General features: G+C 40.7%; 13 protein-coding genes and 2 pseudogenes. 6 read left to right on the top strand and 9 right to left on the bottom strand.

Annotated features, from left to right (window positions below; genetic code table 11):
- Positions 1 to 138: 138 nt before the first annotated feature.
- From ACGEDC_RS12195 to ACGEDC_RS12175, 5 genes and pseudogenes are all read right to left on the bottom strand, one after another.
- Positions 139 to 1,344: an amino acid permease gene (locus tag ACGEDC_RS12195; RefSeq protein WP_080914913.1), complete on the bottom strand. Its 1,206-nt coding sequence runs from the start codon at positions 1,342 to 1,344 to the stop codon at positions 139 to 141.
- 423 nt (positions 1,345 to 1,767) lie between these two features.
- On the bottom strand, positions 1,768 to 3,231 hold the full coding sequence (katB, locus tag ACGEDC_RS12190) for a catalase KatB (RefSeq protein ID WP_394493483.1): 1,464 nt from the start codon (positions 3,229 to 3,231) through the stop codon (positions 1,768 to 1,770).
- Positions 3,232 to 3,826: 595 nt separating this feature from the next.
- Positions 3,827 to 4,078 carry a YgjV family protein gene (locus tag ACGEDC_RS12185; RefSeq protein ID WP_055022639.1) on the bottom strand — a complete coding sequence of 84 codons (252 nt, stop codon included), beginning with the start codon at positions 4,076 to 4,078 and terminating at the stop codon, positions 3,827 to 3,829.
- Positions 4,079 to 4,137: 59 nt separating this feature from the next.
- Positions 4,138 to 4,584 (bottom strand): PaaI family thioesterase, encoded by a 447-nt coding sequence (locus tag ACGEDC_RS12180; protein ID WP_055022640.1) that lies wholly within the window; start codon positions 4,582 to 4,584, stop codon positions 4,138 to 4,140.
- A 141-nt stretch (positions 4,585 to 4,725) separates the two neighbouring features.
- A pseudogene (locus tag ACGEDC_RS12175) lies at positions 4,726 to 7,226 on the bottom strand (S8 family serine peptidase).
- 636 nt (positions 7,227 to 7,862) lie between these two features.
- Between ACGEDC_RS12175 and ACGEDC_RS12170 the strand changes: the two are divergent.
- Positions 7,863 to 9,401, top strand: coding sequence for a curlin (locus tag ACGEDC_RS12170; protein WP_394493480.1), 1,539 nt, complete (start codon positions 7,863 to 7,865; stop codon positions 9,399 to 9,401).
- A gap of 132 nt (positions 9,402 to 9,533) precedes the next feature.
- Here ACGEDC_RS12170 and ACGEDC_RS12165 read toward each other — a convergent pair whose 3' ends face one another.
- Positions 9,534 to 10,199 carry a helix-turn-helix transcriptional regulator gene (locus ACGEDC_RS12165; protein ID WP_055022643.1) on the bottom strand — a complete coding sequence of 222 codons (666 nt, stop codon included), beginning with the start codon at positions 10,197 to 10,199 and terminating at the stop codon, positions 9,534 to 9,536.
- A gap of 227 nt (positions 10,200 to 10,426) precedes the next feature.
- Complete coding sequence (locus ACGEDC_RS12160; RefSeq protein WP_055022644.1) at positions 10,427 to 11,032, bottom strand: DUF2238 domain-containing protein; 606 nt, start codon at positions 11,030 to 11,032, stop codon at positions 10,427 to 10,429.
- A 151-nt stretch (positions 11,033 to 11,183) separates the two neighbouring features.
- On the opposite strand from ACGEDC_RS12160, the gene serA reads away from it, so the two are divergent.
- A complete protein-coding gene (gene serA / locus ACGEDC_RS12155; protein WP_065109814.1) occupies positions 11,184 to 12,413 on the top strand; it encodes a phosphoglycerate dehydrogenase in 1,230 nt (409 codons plus the stop codon).
- Positions 12,414 to 12,595: 182 nt separating this feature from the next.
- Positions 12,596 to 13,558, top strand: coding sequence for a tRNA-modifying protein YgfZ (ygfZ, locus tag ACGEDC_RS12150; protein WP_394493477.1), 963 nt, complete (start codon positions 12,596 to 12,598; stop codon positions 13,556 to 13,558).
- 95 nt (positions 13,559 to 13,653) lie between these two features.
- Here ygfZ and ACGEDC_RS12145 read toward each other — a convergent pair whose 3' ends face one another.
- The gene (locus tag ACGEDC_RS12145) at positions 13,654 to 14,673 is read right to left on the bottom strand and encodes a response regulator (RefSeq protein WP_394493475.1); all 1,020 of its coding nucleotides are present in this window, start codon (positions 14,671 to 14,673) and stop codon (positions 13,654 to 13,656) included.
- Positions 14,674 to 14,742: 69 nt separating this feature from the next.
- On the bottom strand, positions 14,743 to 20,022 hold the full coding sequence (locus tag ACGEDC_RS12140) for a PAS domain S-box protein (RefSeq protein WP_394493473.1): 5,280 nt from the start codon (positions 20,020 to 20,022) through the stop codon (positions 14,743 to 14,745).
- A 396-nt stretch (positions 20,023 to 20,418) separates the two neighbouring features.
- On the opposite strand from ACGEDC_RS12140, the gene ACGEDC_RS12135 reads away from it, so the two are divergent.
- The 3 genes and pseudogenes from ACGEDC_RS12135 to ACGEDC_RS12125 all read left to right on the top strand — a co-directional run bounded on the left by ACGEDC_RS12135 (position 20,419) and on the right by ACGEDC_RS12125 (position 24,938).
- Entirely contained in the window at positions 20,419 to 21,087 is a 669-nt protein-coding gene (locus ACGEDC_RS12135) for an ABC transporter ATP-binding protein (protein ID WP_394493471.1), read from the top strand.
- A pseudogene (locus tag ACGEDC_RS12130) lies at positions 21,080 to 23,712 on the top strand (FtsX-like permease family protein). The gene ACGEDC_RS12135 and the pseudogene ACGEDC_RS12130 overlap by 8 nt, the downstream one beginning before the upstream one ends.
- Positions 23,712 to 24,938, top strand: coding sequence for a lipocalin-like domain-containing protein (locus ACGEDC_RS12125; protein ID WP_394498328.1), 1,227 nt, complete (start codon positions 23,712 to 23,714; stop codon positions 24,936 to 24,938). Before ACGEDC_RS12130 ends, ACGEDC_RS12125 begins: the two are co-directional and overlap by 1 nt.
- Positions 24,939 to 25,164 lie beyond the last annotated feature (226 nt).

Below are 25,164 nucleotides of genomic sequence, written 5' to 3'. Positions count from 1 at the left end.
AGACCACTAAACTTACTTTTAGGCCAATAAAAAAGTCAGGCATATAGCCTGACTTTATCATATTGAAACAAAGGAATAATAGCCTTAGACAAACTCAGTTACATTCCTTTCTAAAAAACGTTAACTGACGTTTACATTTTAGCCCAGTGCGACCATTAATTGCGCTAGCACAATCATCACACCTAAGAGCCCTGTTACGCCCAGCGCAAGATTTCCACCAGCGACTTCATAGCCACCCATTTGCGCTTTACGTTGCTTCAATGCCATTGCAATCGGCAAGAATATGATCATGACAACTAGCGGTATAGCCGCAAAACCCAACACTTGGAAGAACCCATCAGGATAGTAAAGCGCACATAACAATGGTGGAACAAACGTGATTAACCATGTTTTAGCTCGGCCCGCTTTATCATCTCTTGCACGAGTTAATTCAGCCACATAATCAAACAAACTCATGGTCACACCCAAAAATGATGTAATCAACGCAAGGTTAGCAAATAAGTCGATAAACTGACTTACGATAGCTGACTGAGCAACACCTTGAAGAGCATTAACGAGATCAGGTAAAGAACCAGCAAAACCATGAACGGTTTCCCCACCTAAAGTACCCAGCGTCACAAGTAGCCACAATATGTAGCAAAACAGCGGTATTGTAGAACCAATCAGCAATATTTTACGTAACGATACCGCATCGCCATCTAGGTATCTGACGATCGTTGCAATACATACATGGAAACCAAATGAGGTAAATACCACAGGTATCGCAGCTAACCAAAGTTGATCCAATTTATCGCCTTCAGCGACATTGGCAGAGAAGTTAGTCAATGAAGCAACAATATTCACTTCTGGCAATAAAAAGGCAACCACAAGTACAAGCAACACCACCATAGCGGTGAATAAGACTCTTGAAACCTTATCAATCCAAGTCACGCCGATAGCAATAAAACCACCGAAGATTAAAGTAAATAGCAATACTGAGACTTGGTTATTTAAATCCACACCTAATAACGGCTCTAAACGGGTTTCAAGTAATGAAGAACCGCCCATTAGATACACCATTGTCAACGCAAATAGCAGGCTTAAAAATGAAGCACCTTGAATTAACTGACCCACTTTGCCTAAGGTTTTACCCGTTATGCCGTGAACATTATCACCCACACCAGCGCGTAAATTAATCTCAAGCATGAGTAAAGAGGTATAAGCCGATAATCCCCAAATGACAACCAGTAACATAATCGCAGGCATAATCCCTAATGCTGCAGTCGCTAGCGGCAACGCTAGCATTCCTCCCCCAATTGCAGTACCTGCAACAATGGCTATTGAGCCAAGCATTTTTAAGTTCAAAACATGAGTCCCGTTTAATTTTTATTTATTGGTCGTTATTTGGCTAGATTGAAAGTGTGTATAACATTTCATCGAGCTGTTTTGACAGTATCAGATGCTTCTTGTAACAAGCAAGACACTTAGTTATATAAAGGCTTACAAGCCTGTTAATAAACAATTACGCAACATTAATTTAAAAACTTAAATGCAATAATATTGCAATGGCGTAGCATTACGCCGCTACAATCAATATTTACACTAAATCGGCATAAAAAGACAAGTGAAGCAACTAAGAGGAATGACGTTAAGGAATAGAACAATTAGGCTAACAGCTTAGAAATGAAAAATAAACGCAAAAAAGGGAAGGCATCTGCCTTCCCTTATATGTTGAACATAACACTCTGTTTAATACTATTTAAGCATTAACAAGATTAAAGGGCATGATTACGCTTCTAACAATGCTTTAATGCGTTGTCCGTAGTCAGCATCAGCTTTAGTGAAATGTGCCAGCATTTTTTGCTGAACATCTTGAGTCACTTGACCGAGTGTACCTGCAATCGTTTCCGCAAGGCGTTGTTTTTCTTCCTCACTGAAGATGCGATATAGATTACCTGCTTGAGTATAATCATCTTGGTCATAACGGCTATATCTATCAGCTTCCCCGTCAAGTCTTAGCGGTGGCTCAGCAAATTGGCTCGCATCTTGTAGGCCCGTGTCAACTGAATTTGGACCATAGTTAGGTGTTGCATCGCCGCCTGTTTGGTTACCGTTATAAGGGCATTGCGTTCCTGCCATCGCGCCGCCACGTTGATGGTGGTTAGCCTTCGCTGCATGCGGACAGTTAACTGGAAGTTGATTATAGTTGGCACCAATTCGATAACGCTGTGCATCTGCATAAGCAAATAAACGGGCTTGCAGCATCTTATCTGGAGACGCGCCCACACCTGGTACAAGGTTACTTGGTGCTAAAGCCACTTGCTCAACTTCTGCAAAGTAGTTTTCAGGTAAGCGATTGAGCTCAAGTTCACCAATTTCAATCAAAGGATAATCAGCATGTGGCCATACTTTTGTTAGATCAAATGGATTGATCGCATAAGTATTCGCTTCAGCTTCCGGCATAATCTGGACATTTACAGTCCATTTAGGGAAGTTTTTATCGTTAATTGCGGCAACCATATCACGCTGCGACGAATCAGGGTCAATCCCTTTTAATTTATCCGCTTGCTCGCCAGTTAAATTAACTACACCTTGTTGCGATTTAAAGTGGAACTTCACCCAGAAACGCTCACCTTTGGCATTCCAGAAAGAAAACGTATGCGAACCATAGCCGTGCATTTGGCGATAATTAGCCGGGATCCCACGGTCTGACATTAAAATTGTCACTTGATGCATTGCTTCTGGGTTTAATGACCAGAAATCCCACATGGCTTGTGGATTTTTTAGGTTTGTATGTGGATTACGCTTTTGTGTATGAATAAAATCAGGGAATTTAATACCATCTCTTAAAAAGAAAGTTGGCGTATTGTTACCCACAATATCGTGATTACCTTGCTTGGTATAAAAACGTAAACCAAAGCCACGAGGATCGCGCTCTGCATCAGCAGATCCCATCTCACCGCCTACTGTTGAAAATCGAACAAATGTTTCAGTTTCTTTTCCAACGCCATTGAAGTGCTCAGCAATGGTGTAGTCACTTAAATCTTTGGTTAAGGTAAATTTACCGTAAACACCCGTTCCCTTAGCATGAACAATACGCTCTGGAATTCTTTCACGATTGAAATGAGCTAGTTTCTCAATTAAATGCCAGTCTTGGAGTAAAACGGGGCCTCGTTCTCCTGCTGTTAATGCATTTTGATCGTCAGCTATTGGTGCGCCACTTTGGCTAGTTAAATAATGTGAAGTAGTCATTCTCTATTTATTCCTTTTAGTTATCTGTAGCCACATTTCAATTAAATCGTGGACGGTTGCCATGATGCTCTCTCCTGGCTCAGTATTTATTGCGATAAATCAATAATAGTGACGAAAATTAATTAACTAAAGCGATTAAATGCGATAATAACAATAGAAATTAACGATTCAAGATTAATATCTGATTTATATAGTAAAAGTGTGTAAATTAGTTTGTAATTGAGATTCATTCACATTAAAAAGGAAAGTTTTGATAAAAATAGCTGCGTTTTTCCTTCAATAGGCGCCTCTGAGCCGACAAAGAAAAAACTTAAAATGTGCTAAGAAGATTGCCGAAAATGATTCAGAAAAAATGCGATAGTTTAACTTAATAATCCCACTCAAATACCACGCAGTTTTCTGGTGTAATTTGACTGTAGAGTAATCTTTTGTGGTTTGAACTGTAGTTGGAACTATGGTTTAAACTAGCCAAGACGCTGGCTCAATAAAGAAAGCCTTTCCAGGTACTGAAAAGGCTTAAGCTTGTTTCAAATCAAAGGCGCAAGTAACACCACTACCAATGCCAAAAGAACGCTAGTTGATTCATCCTGCCTTATCAGGCCTTATCATTTGAAGCAGGTTCGGGCTCTCGATACAGTTTCACTAAGTAATAAATATCAATCAATACAATAAAAAAGTTCACTAATGCCACAGGTATAGCGCTAATTGCGAGTCCGTAAGCGACAAACAAAGCTGCACCAATTAAATTCCACCAGCGAAGCTTTTTAATATTCGACATCATGAGTGAAATAGCCACCACTACAGATGCTAAATAACCCACCCACTCCCATATTGTTGCAGATTCCATTCATTAATCCTTAATTGTCTTTATTACTTCAGTGTAGCTAATCTTCATAAGTTATGCTGCTAGCCTGCCTTTCTTGCTACAACAGCAGCTGTCATTCGAGAAATACAGCACAACTCGCCTGCACTATTGGTTATAAGAACCTCCCAGACTGAGCTACGCTTGCCAATATGAACAGGTTTGGTTGTAGCAATCAGCTCACCTTTACGCGATGCTTTTAAATGATTGGCATTTATCTCTTGGCCCACACAATAAAAGTTCTCAAAATCGACAACAAAATTAGCAGCATAGCTTGCAACTGTTTCCGCCAATGCGACATTAGCTCCGCCATGAACAATACCTAAGGGATTGTGAACTGCAGGGTCTGCTGGCATCGTTGCAACCATATAATCATCACCAATTTCGGTAATTTTAATGCCTAACGTTTTCATTAAGGTGCCTTTACCATGGAGCCCACTGTCCATTTTGGCGCAATTCTCTAAGGTAACTTCTCTAAACCAAATACTCATCTTGTCATCCATATCAAAAAACTGTCTTCAGTCTACTGGCTCGCTTTTTAATATCAACGCTTTTACAGATAAAGTTTTTAACAACAAAAAGGGATGGCAAGCCATCCCTTTTTCTACAGTAATCTTACTGTTTAGTGTTGATTAAAATGCTGCAACAATTGGATCAGAACATAAGCTCGTTTCTGTTTCACAGATTTTATATGTCACTTCAGCTGGAGCATTAGTAAAGCGATCGCGATAACGGCCATCATTCGCTGTTGTCGCTACCATGACATCATCACGATAAATCGCCACATTGTCACCAACTGCACCACTCCAAGTTAGATCAACTAAAGCACTACCTCGACGAGACTTCATTGTACGAGTCACCGCTGCATCAATTGAATAATCAAATACTTCTACATCCATAGATACAGTGTCAGATTGGTTTTCACTATCAGTTACAACCAACGAGACATTATAGATACCACCAGCAGCATACATGTATGCTGGAGATTCATCTGATGACATGCTGCCATCACCGAAGTCCCACTCATAACTAACGATATCATCGTTGATATCTGAACTTGTGTTCGTAAAGCTAACCATTAGCCCATCAACATCATATTCAAAACCGGCAACAGGTGCAGCTGGAGCCGCTTCACCTAATGCTGAAATATCTAATCCCCAGCTATTAAGTGTACCCGTATCGCCAGCGGCATTATCTGATACAGATAGTGTCCATGTACCCGCTGCTATATCACCGTTAAAGTCTGATAGACTCCAAGTTTTAACAAGATCATCGGCACTACCACCTTCACGATCATGTAATACCACAACAGTCCCATCAGGCGATGTTAAGCTAACAATTAAATCGCCAATCCATGTGTGGCTGATATCAACGCTAACAGCTAAATCAAAGATTTGAACAGGATCTACAATTTCAATCGTGCTGGTAATTAGACTGTTATCGCTAATATCAACAGGTGAATCATTACCATAGCTGTAATCATTCAATCCAGCAGGATAAATAGTAAGCGCAACCGCTTTATCTTTAACAGATACGCCATCATCAGCAGAAACAGTTAATACATAGTCTCCCCAAGCAGCGTCATCAAGGGTAGCAACATCCAATGTAAAGTCATCACCAGCCATCGCTGTGTCTGTTGATAAGCTCACACCATCAAGCGCTGGTGAAGACGATACCGTTAGGCTTACTTGATCATTCCAGCCTGCAATACTGCCTACAGAGAAGTCGTAACTTACAGCACTTCCTGCTTCAACAGATTGTGAAGCTGGTGTCACTGATAACTTAAATGATGGGTCTGGATCAGCTGCCGCTAACGCATCAGCCACATTCAATCTTGTACCCGCAACCGTGATACCAGTTAAATCACCATTAACTTCACCCGAATCCATTAGCAACTGTTTCATTTCTGTCGGGGTAATATCTGGTTCAACCGACCATACTAAAGCAGCTGCACCCGTAACGTGAGGGGTCGCCATTGAAGTACCTGATATAGTGCCGTACGAATCATTAGGGAAAGTAGATAAAATCGCAGAACCTGGCGCGCCCATATCTACACTGGTTAAACCCCATTGTGAGAAGCTAGAAATGGCATCATTTCTGTCAGTACTCGCAATAGACATGACAACATCAGAGTCATAGCTTGATGGGTAATGCGGGTTAACGTCATTATCAATCGCGTCATTACCCGCTGCAGCAACAAATAAAATGCCTTGATCACCAGCTGAATCAATAGAATCTTTTAATGCTTGGCTGAAACCACCGCCCCCCAAGAGTTATTGGTCGCTTTAACATCAACGCCATGGTTAACCTTGAGATTTGTGAAATAATCAATACAAGCAATTGCATCTTCGGTTGTTCCCGTACCACTGTCCGATAGGAACTTACAACCGATCATCGTTACATCCCAGTTGACCCCCACGACACCGACACCGTTATTACCTGTTGCACCAATGGTACCCGCAACATGTGTACCATGACCATTGCCGTCCATTGGATCACCAGATCCAGTTATCGGGTTATAACCATGTACATCATCGATGACCCCATTACCATCATCATCTATGCCGTTACCTGCAATTTCACCAGGGTTAACCCACATATTACTGACAAGATCTGGGTGATTATAATCAACACCAGTATCAATGACGCCAATGACAACACTGTCGCTACCCGTAGTAATATCCCAAGCAGCAACGGCATCAATATCAGCCCCTGCGGTGCCTGAAGATTGACCAGTATTATGCAGGCCCCATAGGTCTACAAAGCTAGGATCATCCGGCATGCCTAAGGCTCTGTATGTGTAGTTTGGCTCTGCATATTTTACCGCTGGATGCTTGCTGATCATTTTGATTGCAGCATCTAAATCACTACCGCTTTTTAGTTGCAGTTTTGCAAGGCGACCTGATAATAAATGCTGAAATTTATCATCAACACCATCTAAATTTTTATCGGTTAACGTACCGCTAACTAAGCGTTGAGCAGATAACTTTTCAAATTTAGTCACGTTGTCTTTATAAACAACGAGCAATTGATCCTTTTTATATTCAACGGTATTTTTTGCCATTGCAGGGGCGGCATTTAACGCCATAACTGAAGTAATTGCGATTGCAATTGGTGACATTTTCTTGATCATTTTCTGGCTTCCTATCTTCCATTATTAATTCCAGAACCGGTACCTCAACACTGGTAGCTTATCCATTAGCCTTATAAGCGAGTTGACATTCCACTAAGTGAAACCCGGAATTGTTGTTGCATTGTGATTGTTGTCATAGCAAAAGGAGTTTTAAAAGTGGCGAATCGTGAAATAGTAATAAACTACTAACCCTATTAGTCTAGATAAAATATCAACCTGCCAAAGACTACAAATTAAATCTTTTATAAACATCAACTTAAACACAAATAGCACTAAAGTATTGTTGTTAACAGGGCAAATAAAAGTAGCCATTCTTCCGATTGAGCTATCAAGTATCTGTCCGTAAGTTAACCCATGTAGCTTGTTTCAGTTCATATAAAGGAAGTCATCAAGGTTCACGAGAATGCCAAAGATTTGCAAAGAAAGACGGAAGATTTCAATGCGGACTTTTCGACATTTTCTCAAACAGACTTTTTGAAATGTACGGGTACCAAGTTCACTTCATGCTCGCAGTCAGGACTCATTCTGCAGCGGTTAATTCTGTATGCATTATCTGTGCTAGGAAGCGAATTTTACTATTGAGAAGGTAGTTACCAGCACTATCACTTGAATCAATATTCAAACAGGGAGCGTCTAATGAAGTCGCAAACAAAATTATCGTTAATTTCTCTCGCTATTACAGCAAGTCTTGCTTTACCGGTCAGCGCTACTGGCCTATCTCTGCCTGGTGTCACTGCTGTAGAAAAATCAGCAGAAGTCGCTGCAGCAGTTAACAGTCAATCGACTGTTGTTCAAACTGGATTAGGGCAAGATGCTTTAGTTAGTCAATCTGGTACTCGTCATGTTGCAGAGGTCACTCAAGTTGGTGATGACCAAATTGCTGAAGTGATACAGACAGGTGATTGGCAGGAGTCATACATTACTTCTGAAGGTAATGGTAATATTGTGTTAACCAATCAGGTTGATGACTGGCATATTTCAAACGTAAGTGTGAATGGTAATGACAACCAAGTTACTGTTGACCAATCAGGGTTTTGGAATACAAGTGAAACCACTTCTGTAGGCGCATCTAATATCGCTGATACAGTACAAGACGGGTTTCGAAACAACAGCATTATCCAGCAAGTGGGTGACAGCAACTTAACTCAAACCACACAAGTTGGTGAAACTAACTTGGCAATTTTTCGTGTAGAAGGTAATGACAATGACGGCATTATCTCTCAGCAAGGTAACAATAACCAAGCTGGCTTAGTATCTGCTGCAGGTGGTACAAACGTTGGTAATAACAACGATTTATTTGTCGACCAATCAGGTGATGAAAACTTTGGCGCTGTATTAGGTGTCACAGGTAATGATAACAGTTTTGAAATCGTACAATCTGGCTTTGCTAACACAGGGGTTGTTGCAAGCTTAACGGGCTCAGATAACGATATTGTTATCGATCAAAGCGGTGACTTGAACAGCGCCGTTATTGAGTTTGCTACTGGCAATGGTAATGAAGTATTCATCTATCAAGATGGTACAGGCAACCAAGTTGGTGATAGCAACATTGCTGTAATTTCTGGTAATGACAACATGATTGATATTGATCAGTCAGGTATTGCAAACCTAACCGAGTTCGAAACAATCGGCGATTTAAACGTGATTAGTGTCGTTCAAGATGGCGAAGATAACTACGTTGCTTCAGGTACATATGGTGCTGATAACATGGTAGAAATTAGCTCAACAGGTAACAGTAATGAAGTTGCTGTGTTTGTTGAACTTGATCAAAATACAGTTTCAGTTAGCCAAGAAGGCGACACTAACTTTGCTTATTCAGATACCTTTGGTTTTGAAAACAGCACGACACTTGAACAAGTCGGCTCTGACAACGAAGCCACTGTGAGCGTCGTTGGGATTGGCCAAAGTGTTGATATCGTACAAGAAGGCGAATTTAATTTAGCTGATGTTGTGTCTCTTGGTGAAGATCATATCATCGATATTGCACAAGAAGGCGCTGGTAACTGGGTTGGTGGCGATGACGGCTATTTCCTTGTCGATGGTACTAACAACAGCTTAACCATTTCTCAACTAGGCAATGATAACTTAGTAACGGGTATGCAAGTAGGCAGTAACGATATGATCAATGTATCGCAGTCTGGCGACTTTAATACAGCAACTATTTACCAAAACTAATTATTGCTTTTTACAAATAATTTGTAGATATAGTGATGAAAAAGGGAGCCATTTGGCTCCCTTTTTATGCAAACTTGTTGAATGCAATTTTATTGGAAAATCAGTAACTGTAACTTCTACCAGTATACAGATTTAAGCGAACTCAAAGTGAGCTTGATAAGTTTGCGCCCAACGCAATAACTCAACCCGATTGCGTGATTGCGTTTTACGGAAAATAGATGAAATGTGGGCTTTGACTGTATGCTCACTAATACACAACCTGTGGGCAATTTCTTTATTACGAGCACCGCTAGAAACAAGTTGAATAATCGTTCTTTCTCGGCTTGTTAGCATTTGTAGCATAGCAACCGTATCAGGCGGAATATCAATATTTGCATCCAGTTTCTGAACCAGCCTGCGGAAAATCTTACTAATTAGCGGTCTATCATACCAAAGCTCATCTGCGACCATTTTTCTCAGCCCTGTTAACATCAGATCCATACGCTGATCGGCATAAAGTAAGCCTCTTACTCCTAACAATAGCGCTGACTCTTGATCAAGCGAGCCACGCTCAACTTGATATAAAGCAACAGGGACATGATTGACGAGCCGAGAAACCAGTAAAGGGATACCTTTACTGTCTAAAGCCGCTCCTTTTTGAGCGATTAGATAAAAACTATTGGTATTTTTCTCAACCTCTAGTTCACTCGCATGTTTAACTATGCGAGTTTTGAGACCAATAGACTCAGCTAAAATGGCCAAATGACATGGCGCTGCGACTTGGTGCAGAAAAACTAATTCATCAATATTTGAATTCATCACTTTTCTCCCTGAAAAGTATCCATCACATCTCGCGTTAGCGAGTTTCTTCCTGAAATGCTGAAAAGATGTAACAACAATGTTCAATGATAGTATATTTTAACTAGTCCATAAGGTATTTTTGCAATACTAATGTATGAATTAATCATCTAAGTCCTTATAAAGTCCTCTATTAATAGCATAAAAAAACTTTCCGCACTGCCTAATTTAGTTTATTTACCTAAAAATTAGTGACGATTAAGTGATGCTAACTGCTTATTATGTAGTCCAGTAAGCAACACTAATGCACTAATTCCTCCTACTAATGCCATAAACATGTCAGATTGGGTATCCCAAACGTAACCTTGAGTGCCTAAAAAGGCTTCTGCATCTTCACCCGTTAATAAAGCAACCCACCACTCTATGAGTTCGTAGAAAGCTGAAAACGCCAACACAAAACACACAGATAAAAACTGGCACCAATAGCCTGGTTGTAATACATGATTTCTCAACATCACTTCACGGGCTAACATCACAGGTATAAAACCTTGCGCGAGATGGCCAACTTTATCGTAGTTATTTCTATCACTATCCATCAGTTGTGCTAACCAATCGAATAACGGCACCTCTGCATAAGTGTATTTAGCGCCAACCAACAGCACACAGCAATGGATTAAAATTAACAGATAAGACAGTGAGGTTAAGGGGAATTTATTTCGAGTAAAAAATAGGATAGGAATAGCCAATAACGCAGGAAGCGCTTCAAGCCACCAAGTAAACATATCCTTAGGTGAGATAACAGACCAACAGAGCACGCTGCAATAAATCACTAGCCATATAACTTTCTTATTCAAACTAAATCCCTCTTAGATGATATTGTTCTAGAATTAGAATATTAACTTTAGCCATCTAGCCCTCTACAACCAGTTAAAAAAGTGCTATTTTGGTCTTGCATTACTATCAGCATAACATAAGCATAACTATTGATAAGAGGGTACCCATATCATGGCGAAACACTCGCTTGACAAGGATAAGATCAAAATCCTGCTGTTGGAGGGCGTCCACCAAACTGCGGTCGATGTACTAGAGCGTGCAGGTTACACAAACATTGAATATCACAAAGCTTCGTTACCAGAAGATGAGCTATTAAAATCCATTAAGGATGCCCATTTTGTCGGTTTGCGTTCCCGTACTCAATTAACTGCTGATGTGTTAAATCATGCTGAGAAATTAGTGGCTATTGGCTGTTTCTGTATTGGTACTAACCAAGTCGATATTGCTGCCGCTGAAAAGTTAGGTGTGCCTGTATTCAATGCGCCATTTTCTAATACGCGAAGTGTAGCAGAATTAGTATTGGGTGAAATCATCATGTTGATGCGTGGCATTCCGCAACGAAATGCTCATGCACATCGTGGTGGGTGGTTGAAGAGTGCAGCTGGCAGTTACGAAGTTCGTGGTAAAACCTTAGGCGTTATCGGCTACGGTCATATCGGTACTCAACTAGGTATTCTTGCAGAAACCTTAGGCATGAAAGTCGTATTTTTTGATATCGAAGACAAATTGCCACTCGGTAACGCAAGTCAAATTCACTCATTAGAAGCCCTATTGAATGAAGCTGACGTAATCAGTTTGCATGTACCTGAAACGCCTCAAACAAAAGACATGTTTGGCGCTACTGAGTTTGCTCAAATGCGTGAAAAAAGCATATTCATTAATGCGTCTCGTGGCACCGTTGTTGATATCGAAGCGCTATCTGAGGCATTAAAGTCTGGTCACCTTGCTGGTGCTGCGATTGATGTATTCCCTGTAGAACCAAAATCTAATGATGATGAATTTGTTAGCCCATTAAGAGGCTTAGATAACGTGATTCTTACTCCGCACATTGGTGGTAGCACCGCTGAAGCGCAAGAAAATATCGGTATTGAAGTCGCTGGCAAGTTAGCTAAATACTCAGATAATGGTTCAACTGTATCTGCAGTTAACTTCCCAGAAGTGACGTTGCCACAACACAAAGGCACTTCACGTCTACTGCATATTCACCATAACCGCCCTGGCGTATTGATCAAAATTAACCAAGCCTTCTCTGAAAAAGGTATCAACATTGCAGCGCAATATCTGCAAACCACAGCAGACATTGGTTATGTAGTGATGGAAGTTGACTCTAATCAAGCTGAACAAGCTCTTGGTGAATTGAAAGCGATTGATGGTACGATTCGTACTCGTGTATTGTTTTAATCGTTAAGTTAAACGGTCAATCAGCCCATTTAAACTTGATGACGAATTGACCAATAACATCACGAAAATATTGTGAACTAAAGCTATCTTCATTCAATTGAAGGTAGCTTTTTCTTTTGAGCATTAATGAATTCCGTTACACTCACTGTCTATCTTTTGATGGTCATCTTAAGGATCAGTTTATGACACTTGCAACAACACAGCCTGATTGGGACTTTCTACATACTTTCCCTGACTTATTTGTCGCCAATCTCACGCATTTAGGCTTAATTGAAATTACTGGTGAGCAAGGTAAAACCTTTATTCACGGCCAAGTCACCACTGATATCACCTCACTAACAGACCAGCAATGGCGTTGGGGAGCTCATTGTGATGCAAAAGGGAAAATGATCTCAAGCTTCAGAACATTCTCATGCAATGACAGCTTATTCACCCTTCACACAGCATCCGCATTACCGCTAAGTCTGGCTCAGTGGCAAAAATATGCTGTTTTCAGTAAAGCTGAATTAACTGATATCAGTGCGAGTAAATGTATTATAGGGATAGCAGGTAACACAGCAAGCCAGTTCGTTGAACAAGAATTTGGTGTGATAAATGACGAATTAACTGTCGTCGATAACTCGATTATTTTAAAAGATAATGACCGATTTATATTGATTCTAAACGAAGATATAGCAAGCAAAGTCATTGCAGCTTCTAAGCAGCCATTACTTAATGCTTCTGCTTGGCAAGCACTAGAGATAAAAGCGGGTTATGCCAACATTGACGCTAATCATAGCGCTGAATTTGTGCCACAAATGTGTAATGTACAAGCTGTAAATGGGATTAGTTTTGAAAAAGGCTGTTACATGGGTCAAGAGACTATCGCCAGAATGAAATACCGAGGTGGTAATAAACGTGCCTTGTATATTTTATCTGGAACAGCCTCCGATACCGTCAATAGCGAAACTCAAATCGAAGTTCAAATGGATGGTGACTATCGCCGTGCAGGTAAAGTCATTGAGTCAGTTCAGTATAATGGCCAAGTATTGCTTACCGCAATCCTAGCAAACGACACTGATAATGATGCTGTACTTCGTATTAGCGATGACAGTCATAGCCTACTTTCAGTTGTACCACTACCTTATTCATTAGACGATGAGTAACAGCATAAGTAGTTGCTCTAATCAAACGTGATATAGAAAAGGCTGCTAATCCAATAAGGGTTAGCAGCCTTTTTATATTCTAAATAGCGGCAGTATTAAAAAGTTTCTTCGTGCTTCGCTTTGATTTCTTTCACATCATCGAGTACTGAACGAAACTGTTTTACCAAATCAGGATCGAAATGCTTGCCTGACTCTTTCTCAATTAGCGCCATCGTGTCTTCAACCGTCCACGCTTTTTTATAAGGCCTTGCTGAAGTCAGTGCATCAAATACATCGGCAATGGCAATAATACGTCCTTCTATTGGAATATCTTCACCAGATAAACCCTGGGGGTAACCACTGCCGTCCCATTTTTCATGATGACTAATGGCAATGCGTTTAGCCATTTGCAATAAAGGGTCGTCATGATCGCCGATAATTTCAGCACCGATTTGCGCATGCGCTTGCATCTCTTTCCACTCATCGGCATCTAACTTACCCGGCTTTTTTAATATCGAATCTGGCGTGCCTATTTTGCCAATATCATGCATAGGCGCTGCGTTATAGACTAACTCACAAAACCGAGAAGAATGACCAGATGCAATCGCTAATAATCTAGCGTAGTGGCTCATTCTAATAACATGTAATCCGGTTTCATTATCTTTGTATTCTGCTGCTCGACCTAAACGGCGAATGATTTCAAATCGAGTTTCACTCAATTCTTTAGTACGTTGGGCGACTTCTGATTCAAGTAAGCGTTTTTGATCATACAAAGATAGATGGGTTTTTACTCTCGCCTTTACCACTGCGGGGCTGACAGGTTTAGTAATATAATCCACGGCGCCTAACTCAAAGCCTTGTGCTTCATCTTCAGTCTCAGATAATGCCGTAACAAATATCACCGGAATGTGGCAGGTTAGTGGCTCACTTTTGAGTTTCTGGCAAACTTCATGGCCGTTCATGCCAGGCATCATAACGTCTAACAAAATAAGATCTGGAGCCGATTTTTCAGCCAAAGCTAACGCTTTAGGACCATCAATTGCGACTTTGATCTTGTAATCTTTACCTAAAATACCAACTAAAATGTCAATATTTTCAGGTGTATCATCAACTATCAGCACCGTCGCTTTTTCCATGTTAAATCCCTATAACTCTTCCTAGTGAATATGACTTAAAATACTTTTCGGTAAGCTGTAAAAACCACATCAACCAATACTCTTACGAATTTTCTCAATATGTTCGACAGCATCTTCAAACTGGTAACCTTTAATCATTGCACCTACGGGCTTAAGTTTAGCCCAAGTTTGCTGATTCACCTGTAACTGTAGATTGTCGATCATATCGGTAGCTGATGCGTCGCCATCGTCTAACAGCGCCAATAACTTATCGAGTAATTCCGCAAAAACTTCATCGCTGATAAGTTCAAGCTGAGTGGCCTCATCGCCAGTTTCATTGTTATTTAACCAAACATCGATAGCTTCGCAAATTGAGCTAACTAAGCTATCTAATTGACTAAGTTCATCTGAAAGCTCAGTTTCGTCAATCAAGTTCTTTTCAAGTTCTTTTGCCTGAGCGGTTAACTTATCGCAAGCTAAATTACCGGATAACCCCTTAAGAGTATGTGCATACCTGATAGCATCTTCTCGTTCATTGCTATCGATAGCATTCGTTATCTCTTTAACAATGTGACGCTTACCCTCTACAAATCGGGTCAATATTTTGCGATATAGGCGAGCTGAGTTTTGCACTAATTGCAAACCACGATCGACATCGACGTCAGGATGCTGAGGCCAAGTTTCATCGGTCTTAGTTGAACCCTTTGCGGTGAATGTTAGGTTTTCTGTTGCTATGTTTGACCCTAAATATTTAAGCAAGGTTTGATATAAAAGAGAGACTTCTATTGGTTTAGCGACATGATCGTTCATTCCAGCGTTAATACATTTCTCTTTATCACCGGCCATGGCATTAGCAGTCATCGCAATAATCGGCAGATTTTCAAATTCTGGCTGTAATCTAATTTGCTCTGTTGCGGTATAGCCGTCCATTACAGGCATTTGGCAATCCATTAGCACTAAGTCAAAATCTTGTTTCGCTACCATGTCTAAAGCGATTTGGCCATTATCAGCAATAGTTAATTCAATACCCACTTGCTGTAGAAACTCTGCTGCGACTTCTTGGTTCATGTCATTATCTTCAACTAATAACACTTTTTTGCCATTTAGCTGTTCAAGCAACTCTGCATTTAAGCTGGTCGGCTTTGCTCTAACTGGCATGTGTCCTTGCTTACCAAATGCCGACATTATGGCATCGAGTAGTCGTGAAGCGCTGATGGGCTTGGTGATATAACCGTTGATTCCTAGCTCATTTACTGACTGAGTAAACTCAGGAGTCGCATGAGCTGATACCATAATCGTTAACGGAGGGTTCGCACTCTCTTTCATTATGGTTTCAGCCGTTTCCAAACCATCCATGCCCGGCATTTTCCAGTCAATTAAGGCCAATTTGTAATTGTTTGAATGACACATGGAGATTGCTTCAGTCCCATCTTTTGCCAAGGAAACACTGAAGCCCATACCTTTAAGCATGGTCTGTAAAATATCCCGTGCGGTTTGGTTATCATCAACAACTAAAAGCTCCATCCCTTCTAGCTCTTGAGTTGCCTTTAGCTGTAGATCATCGGCTTGGCTGAGCTGCGCAGTAAAGTAGAATGTACTTCCGACTCCACGCTTACTTTCCACTCCTATTTGTCCATCCATCAACTCGACGAGTTGCTTACAAATAGCAAGACCTAAACCAGTACCGCCATACTTTCTGGTTGTTGAACTATCAGCTTGGCTAAAGGATTGGAAAAGCTTATTGCATTGTTCTGGGGTAAGACCTATTCCACTGTCTCTTACGCTAAACTTGAGTTCTATCTCATCACCTTGTTGAACTAAAGTTTCGATAGTTAGAATGACTTCACCACGCTCGGTAAACTTAATGGCATTGTTCATTAAGTTAATCAGCACTTGGCTTAATCTAAGGGGATCGCCCATTAAATGACTAGGAATATTAGGTGCGACAGAGAACAATAACTCCAACTGTTTATCGGCCGCTTTTACAGCGAACATATCACTGAGATCTTCTAACAATGTATCAAGCTGAAATGGCACGATTTCGATTTCCATTTTGCCAGCTTCAATTTTTGAAAAGTCTAAAATGTCATTAATAATGCCCAGCAATGACTTAGATGCACGTTCAATTTTCTCCACAAAGTTATGTTGTTTCTTATCTAAATTGGTCTGTAGACAAAGATGTGACATACCAATAATGGCATTCATAGGAGTGCGTATTTCATGGGACATATTAGCCAAGAAATCACTTTTAGCTTTGCTTGCTGCATCAGCTTCATCTTTAGCAATTTTTAACTCATTAGAAACCGTCATTAAGCTGGTAATATCGGCCATAGACACAACTGCTGAGGTCACTTCACCTTGGTCATTATTGAGCGCTGCAAAGGTCATATCCATCCAAATAACATCACCTGATTGGCTCAGTATTCTTGGTTCAATATTAAAGTTTTCAAATTCATTATTGATCAGTTTATTAAACTGCTCTTTTGCTAGTACCTTGTCTTCAGGCGCCATAAATTCAAAGAATAATTTTCCTTCTAGCGCATGTGAATTTATTCCGATATTGCGGCCAAAGTGCTCGTTACAATTCAAAATCACGCCGTAAGCATCAATATTTACTATGCCCATTTCGGCGGTATTTAATAATGCTCTTAAATGTTTTTCACGATCTGCTAAGCGTGTTTCTGCTTGCTTCCTATCTGTGATATTCATTAAATAACCATTCCACATAATCGAATCGTTATTCCATGACTGCCCTTTCGCACCAGCTTCTAACCAGATAGTCTCACCTGACGGATGCAGATATTGAAACTCTGTCACCCATTGCAAGCCATCAACACCTTTACCGGCTAAATCATCCAAAATCGTTTGTTTCTGGCTATCTACAATTCTGTCAATGAGCAAATCAAAGTTTTGCATTAGCATGTCACGAGGGAAGCCAATAATGCTGACACAAGCCTCTGATAAAAAGCTAAATTCGCGCTCTGAATCAGAGTGCCAAATCATTTGATAAACTAAGTTGGGTAATGACTCGGTGATATTTTCGAGCTGTTTCTGGGAGTTTTTAATCGCTTCCAATGCATGCTTGCTGTCTGTTACGTCATGTAAACTACCGTCAAACCACAGCGGATTATCTTGCTCATCGTAACTGGCTTTACCTTTCTCATGTATCCATTTAATGCTGCCATCTCGATGATAAATTCGATATTCGACATCAAAACTTTGTTGAGTTTTAATCGCCTCACTGATTGCGGTAAAACAAGCCGCATCATCGTCTGGGTGAATAAGGGTGTTAAATCTAAGCTTATTACTCTCAATGAGATCTATGGCTGAATAACCTGTCATATCAGCGATATTGTCGCTGACATATTCCATTATCCAATGGTCTTCGATTCGAGTACGGTAAATCGCACCAGGAATATTAGCCACCAGCCCTCTAAAACGGCTTTCACTGTCTTTTATTTTACGTTCGATAGCTAGCTGGCTGGTAAGATCTCGAATCGTCGCCGCAATTTGTTTTCTACCTTCATGGCGTATTGGTAACAATGCTAAGTTTATTTCAACCTGCATTTCGGTGTTATCTGACTTTAAAGCTACCCAGCCTTCTTTAGGGGTGGCAAATCGGGTTAACTCTTGCTCTAAAAAGACAGTTCGAACAGCTTCATGTTTTTTCCTAAATCGTTCAGGAAAAAGTAACTCAACATTGAGGGCTAAAATCTGTTCAGCGCTATAGCCAAACAACTCTTGGCAGCGGCTATTGGTAAAGATGATATTCCCTAATTCATCGACAATTAGCATCGCTTGTGGTGATGACTCAATAACCGCATTGGACCATAAAGCAGCAGAAAATTGCTCCGTCACATCAGTAAATAACATCTCAACAGAAATTAATTCGCCAGCATCTGAAATTAATGGCTGCATAAACACATCGAGCCGTCTGATATGACCATCATCGGCAAGCATTTCAACTTGATGAGCCGGAACGGTTTTACCTGTTAATGCTTGTTCAGTGTAATGCCAATTTTGTTCATTGATTGGATCATTGGTAAACATGCGTTGGTATTTTCGTTTTAACGTATCAACGTCAACACCTAATACTTTTTGAACACCGTCACTCACTTGCGCTAATTGCCCTTGAGGATCTAAAGAACAATAAAATGATTTATCACTCATACCATCAATGAGACTGGCAAAGCGACTTCCGGTTGAATCTTTTAATGCGAGTTCCCTTTCAGCCAGTAACTCAGCGAGCTGATTGAATTTATTGGTTAAGGTTGCAACTTCAAAAATATTATTGCCACTGGTATCTAATCGGTTAACCTTACCTTCACCAAATGCAATAATGCCATTTGCTAAGTTTTCAAGCGGGCGGTTTAAGCGTTTAGAAGCAATAATACTTGTTAGAAGCAGTGCAATTGATAGTAATAATAAAATAAGGGCGAGCCTTGATATGTTCGTTAAGAAGTACTGACTTAGCTCTTCGTCACTTGTCGCAATAACCACCTGCCAGCCTAATACTGGAACATTAGCAACACTGACTAAAAAACGATGTCCCGATTCAGTAATGGCATTAGTTTGGCCTGTTAGATTATTTTCCAGCAGGTTTCTTAGTTCATTATTAACGCCACTTTTAGACAGCCACTTATCACTACTGCCTTTTAAGTCACTATTTTCAGAGTCATAAAAAATGACTTGGTCATCTTTATCCAGTACCACTAAATTCTTACTGGGAATTTGCATCAACCTAGGTAAGTTATCTAACGCAATATCGGCAGTGACGACCCCAATGCGATCATCTATTTCACCAAACGCTTTTGAATAGGTGATCATAAGAATATTGCCCGCACCTTCATCAAAGTAAGGCGTTGACCATACACCTTCTGTACTGGCTATTGCATCACTCCACCAACTCCAACTGCCATCGGTATAGTCATAAGCCTCAGCACCAATATCAAGCATGCTTATTTCATTGCCATCGCGAAAAACGTAAGGTGCGTAGCGTAGCTTTTCTGCTAAAAAGTTAGGACGATAGGCAATGGCGCTGCCAAAAATACTCGGATTGCGTCCAAGGCGATTGATAAGCAGGTTTTCTATTTTATGAACATCGTCATATAAATCATCGCTGTCGACATAGGTGAGATAGTCAGAAAGGCCTCGCGTATTATTTTGAATCGAGTCCATCACAAAGTTAAGATGATTGGCAGATAAAACGGCTTGTTGCTCTAAGCGAAGGTAGGTATCTCTTTCATATTCTTGATAATTAATCCAGCCATGAAAACCATAAACTAATCCCATGATAAGGATTAATGGCAATGCAATATATGCCAATATTCGACTTCGAAAACTATGTAACTTGCGCTCATTTTTATCCATAAATATAAGTCTCATTTACTCAGTCAAATTTTAGCTCATCACGACATTTCACTTTCCTGACATTCAATGCTGACATTGGCGCAACAAGCCTCATCAGCACATGTTCACTATCACGATGCGGCGTTGTATAAAAAACACCCACTCTACTATAACGGTTAACCCTATGAATGCAATTGTAAATATTGTTTAAATTTGACTCGTTTATCTGTTTGTAAACGCTCTTATAAGCCTAGTAAGAGTTTCCAGCCACTACAACTTAAGTTGCAATTTTTTATTCATGCAAACCTTAATGTCGATTCATTTAGCTAAAGCGAAAGCTCGCATGCAGCATATAAAGATCTATTCTGCTAAAAATACCGTATGATGATGTTATTACGAGAATTACTGGAACATGTTATGTCCTCTGTTGTCTGTCAATTATCACAAGTCACTAAAAGCTTTACCGACGGCGAGCAACGTCATCAAGTTCTTAATGATGTCGACTTAAGGTTACATCTCGGTGATACCATTGCATTAACAGGGCCTAGTGGTACAGGTAAAAGTACCCTGCTTAACATTATTGCAGGCTTTGAGCGTGTTGATGCCGGTCAGTTAACACTGCTAGAACAAGACACACACCTCTGGACTGATAACCAATGGGCATTATTTCGGCGCCAACAATTAGGTGTCGTATTTCAGCAGTTCAACCTCCTCACACCGCTTAATGTCATTGATAATATTCGATTTCCGCTTCAGCTGAATAATCAAAAATGGAATATTTGGGGTGATGAACTCATTGAAAAACTTACACTTACTGAAGTCATTAACCGACCCGTTGAGACCTTGTCTGGTGGACAACAGCAGCGAGTAGCGATTGCAAGAGCCTTAATCCATAAGCCTGCACTACTGTTAGCTGATGAGCCAACGGGTAATCTTGATGAAAAAGCAGGACAACAAGTCATGGGACTGTTGTGCGACCTAGCCAAAGCCGTTAACACAACAGTACTTATGGTAACGCACAGCGATACTTGTGCTGCGTTTATGCAAAGGCGCTGGCACCTTGAGCAAGGTAAAGTGCATGAATGATAAGCGAAGCAATCAAGACAATAAGCCTCAACTAGATGCAGGTACGAATCTAGGTACCATAAGCTGCACACCAACCGAACTTGATTATCGTTTAGAGCAAGACTCTGCTTCAGGCTATAGCTTATACAATAGTTTGGCCGTATTTGCTGCGCATTATCGCCATGCACCTTTACAAGCTGGTGCTATCTTACTTGGTATTATTTTGGCTGTTACGCTATTAATTGGGGTTAAATCCACCAACGAAAACGCAGTCCGAAGTTACAGTGAAGCTACGGAACTTTTAAGCCAACGAGCCTCGTTACTCATCACACCTAATACAGGTGAACAATATCTGGATGAGCAAGTTTACTTTCGCCTTCGTCAAGCAGGAATAAGCCAAGCACTCGCTGTTATTAATGGGTTAGTGGTCGATAGTGAAGGACGACGCTGGCAACTTCAAGGTAGCGACCTGTTTGCAGCAATTAACCTACAGCAGCATAGTGGCACTAATCAGAAAACAGATTCTGCAATTAACCCACATATCCCCTTAGCGAAATTACTCGGCGCTAAAAATATTCTGCTCATGAGCCAATCCTTAGCCGATAAAGTCGCCCCAGATGGCCTGTTTTACCTTCAAGACCCATTAAATGAACAAGGGTCGCCTATTTCACTTGAAGTCGTAGGCTTAGACGATGAGTTTGGCTTAGGAAATGCAATTGTTGCTGATATCTCTCTTGCGCAGTCTCTGCTAAATCATTCTCAAAAGTTATCTTATATTGCCTTATTTGACGAACCCAGCAGCTTGATAACTCAAATTAATCAAGCACAATTATTATTACAACAAGCTACGATAACAGAACAAGATCAAGGGCAGGCACTCCAAGAGTTAACCCGTAGTTTCCATCTCAATTTAAATGCAATGAGTATGTTAGCCTTTGTTGTCGGCCTGTTTATCGCCTACAACGGTGTGCGTTATAGCTTGATGAAACGGCAAAAACTGTTAGTTCAACTGCTGCAATTAGGTGTCCAAAAGCACATGTTATTACTGGCACTTGTGGTTGAGCTCAGTTTTCTGGTGCTTGTCGGTTCAGTCGTTGGCTTCATTCTCGGTTTGCAGTTAAGTCTCTGGTTGCAGCCTATGGTTGCGATGACACTTGAACAACTATACGGTGCACGCTTAATGCCTGGTTCATGGCAATGGCAATGGTTAGTTCAAGCAATGGCATTAACCTTATTTGCAGGATTACTGGCCTGTTTACCTCTTTATCGCCAACTCACTAACCAGCCACTTGCTCGAATGATAGCCAAAAGCAATCAAGTATCACATTTGGTCAAAACCCATCGTATGCAATTTATGATTGCCTGCATTGCATTAATTGGCTGTGCATTAGCATTTCCCTTTGCTAAACAGTATCAGGTCAGTTTGGGGTTAATGGGGATTGTGATCATTGCGATTCCACTGCTATTACCACTGACGATTTACCGTATCAGTGAATGGATGGCCAACCTCTTTCCTACTGGGTTATGGCATTACATGATTGCAGAAACAAAAGAGCTAATCGGCCCGCTATCATTAGCTATGATGGCTATGCTACTGGCTTTAACTGCCAATATATCAATGAATACATTAGTGGGCAGTTTTGAAATCACACTGAAAAACTGGCTTGAAAGTCGTCTTCATGCAGACTTGTATATGCGCCCTGCAAGCGACAAAATTCTTGAAATCCAAGACTTGTTATCAAAACAAGAAAAGGTTTCAGGTATTTACACGCAGTGGACTATCGCCTCGACCTACCAAGGAATGCCAATTGAGTTAGTGAGTCGAGACCTCTATTCAACCAAAGTCACAAGCTCTTTGAAGAATCAGACGGATAACCTATGGTCAGAATTTGTCGCGGGTAAGCAAATCTTAATCAGTGAACCCATCGCAATAAAATATGGCTTAAACATTGGTGATAGTTTCAACATCGACCCCTTCAATCATGCCAGTACACATCAACTTCCAACGATTGGAGCCATTTTTTTGACTATGGTAATCCCAAGGGGCAAGTCGTTATAGATAGAAGTTTATGGCAACAACTGCAATTACCACAGCAACCCAAAAGTATTGCAGCAAGTTATCAAGGCGATATCGGTCAACTTGAATCATTGCTGTTAGAAAGCAAATTGATCTCTAATGCCCAAATGTACAATCAAGCCAAAATCAAGCAGCAAGCCATTGCCATGTTTAAGCAAACCTTCTCGATAACCATGGTACTAAACAGTTTAACTCTGATTGTTGCTGCCATAGGGTTATTCAGCGCTTGTTTAATGCTGATTCAGGCAAGGCAAGCTCCACTCGCCAAGCTCTACGCACTAGGAATTAATAAAAGAGAGTTACGTCTAATGACCTTTGTGCAAATGCAGTTGATTGTATTGCTAACCTGTTTAGTTGCGCTTCCTACAGGAGCGGTTTTGGGTTACTTGCTCATTAATAAAGTGACACTGCAAGCGTTTGGTTGGAGCATTGCAATGCTATGGGATTGGCCAGCTTATTTTCGAGTGGTCGCTATCGCACTAACAACCAGCGCTATCGCCATTGCGATTCCACTATATTGGCAAACCAGAAAACCGCTAATTAGTAGCTTACAGCAGGAGGCGTTGTGATGAACGATAACAAGCAAAATAATAACTCAATTGCTCATAAAATTAGCCTCTGTTGTATGACGATTTTAATGCTCAGCGCATGCCAGCCTGAACCAGAATCGACTCAAATTAACATGGGCGGGATATTAGGAGACGCTTCATCGAGTTTGACTCAATACACTAAGGTCGAACCGGGATATCAATTTACATTCCCAGCAGATCATTTAGGCCATGATGATTTTCGACAAGAGTGGTGGTATTTAACTGCCAATATGCAAACTCAATCTGGTGAACAGCTTGGCCTACAATGGACTCAATTTCGTATTGCGCTCACTAGTGAAGAGCCAAGTGGGGTAGTGAGTGCAATAGCTAACGCAGAAGTGAGTGTAAAAAGCAGCCACGATCAAGCCAATGAATCCGCCCCACTTCAGCAACAAACTGACCACTCGAAATGGGCAACATCACAGATGTACATGTCCCATGCAGCTTTAACATCAATTGACACTCATCAAGCCGCGGAAAAATGGTCACGAGGTCACCCCCAATTTGCCGATGTAACAGCAAACCCTTTCACAGTGAAACTAGATAATTGGCAATGGATGAGTGAATCATCAGCAATGTTTCCTGCAACACTCAAGGTCGCAACTGATACCTTTAGTTATCAATTATCCTTATCAAGCTCTGCACCTATGCAACTACAGGGCGAAAGTGGCTATAGCATAAAAAGTGCTGATAGCGCAGTTGCCTCTTATTATTACAGCCAACCATTTATTGATTTAACTGGCACGATTACTCGTAACGGAAAACAAGAAACCGTCACAGGCAAAGCATGGTTAGATAGAGAATGGAGTTCGCAATTTCTGACCAAGGCGCAACAAGGTTGGGATTGGTTTTCCATCCGTCTTGATGATGATTCTGCATTAATGGTATTTCAGCTACGTGGAGCAGACAAAAATACACCAGCATTTTTCAGTGCTAGGAGAATGTTTGCCGACGGTAGTGGCCGAAATATCACTAACCAGAGAACGAACGATATTGCTATGAGACCAATAAGCTGGCAGCAAACTGACAGCGGGAAATATCCCGTTAGCTGGCAATTCTCTATTGAAAGCGAACAAATCGATCTGACAGTAACAGCACTCAACCCTGACAGTAATATGTCACTTTCAATCCCTTACTGGGAGGGGCCGATTCAGGTTTCTGGTAGCCATAAAGGCAATGGTTATATGGAGTTAACTGGTTATTAGGTTAACTACTCACTATGTAATATATACCAAATACGATATGAATATGTGCCATCCACTTGGCACTGGGCTTATTGGATGTATGTTTATATTTAAATCAAACTCTGTATAAAATAAAAACAATTAATTTAATGTGTTTTATCCCGCTAATTTCCTTCAAATTCTCTCATCTTGGCCTAGAATCAATGTATCGCTTAAATTATCATCACCTAATTAAGTGACTGAGTAA

Source organism: Shewanella sp. ENK2 (genome assembly GCF_043568515.1).
GTDB classification, from domain to species: Bacteria; Pseudomonadota; Gammaproteobacteria; order Enterobacterales; family Shewanellaceae; genus Shewanella; species Shewanella japonica.
This window is presented reverse-complemented; position numbering and strand designations above follow the sequence as displayed.

Bases quoted from the DNA above. Each gene is read 5' to 3' on its own strand.
- ACGEDC_RS12125 (WP_394498328.1), top strand. From the start codon at position 23,712: ATGAACGATAACAAGCAAAATAATAACTCAATTGCTCATAAAATTAGC.
- ACGEDC_RS12185 (WP_055022639.1), bottom strand. From the start codon at position 4,078: ATGGAATCTGCAACAATATGGGAGTGGGTGGGTTATTTAGCATCTGTA.
- ACGEDC_RS12145 (WP_394493475.1), bottom strand. From the start codon at position 14,673: ATGGAAAAAGCGACGGTGCTGATAGTTGATGATACACCTGAAAATATT.
- ACGEDC_RS12170 (WP_394493480.1), top strand. From the start codon at position 7,863: ATGAAGTCGCAAACAAAATTATCGTTAATTTCTCTCGCTATTACAGCA.
- ACGEDC_RS12180 (WP_055022640.1), bottom strand. From the start codon at position 4,584: ATGAGTATTTGGTTTAGAGAAGTTACCTTAGAGAATTGCGCCAAAATG.
- katB (WP_394493483.1), bottom strand. From the start codon at position 3,231: ATGACTACTTCACATTATTTAACTAGCCAAAGTGGCGCACCAATAGCT.
- ACGEDC_RS12140 (WP_394493473.1), bottom strand. From the start codon at position 20,022: ATGGATAAAAATGAGCGCAAGTTACATAGTTTTCGAAGTCGAATATTG.
- ygfZ (WP_394493477.1), top strand. From the start codon at position 12,596: ATGACACTTGCAACAACACAGCCTGATTGGGACTTTCTACATACTTTC.
- ACGEDC_RS12135 (WP_394493471.1), top strand. From the start codon at position 20,419: ATGTCCTCTGTTGTCTGTCAATTATCACAAGTCACTAAAAGCTTTACC.
- ACGEDC_RS12165 (WP_055022643.1), bottom strand. From the start codon at position 10,199: ATGAATTCAAATATTGATGAATTAGTTTTTCTGCACCAAGTCGCAGCG.
- serA (WP_065109814.1), top strand. From the start codon at position 11,184: ATGGCGAAACACTCGCTTGACAAGGATAAGATCAAAATCCTGCTGTTG.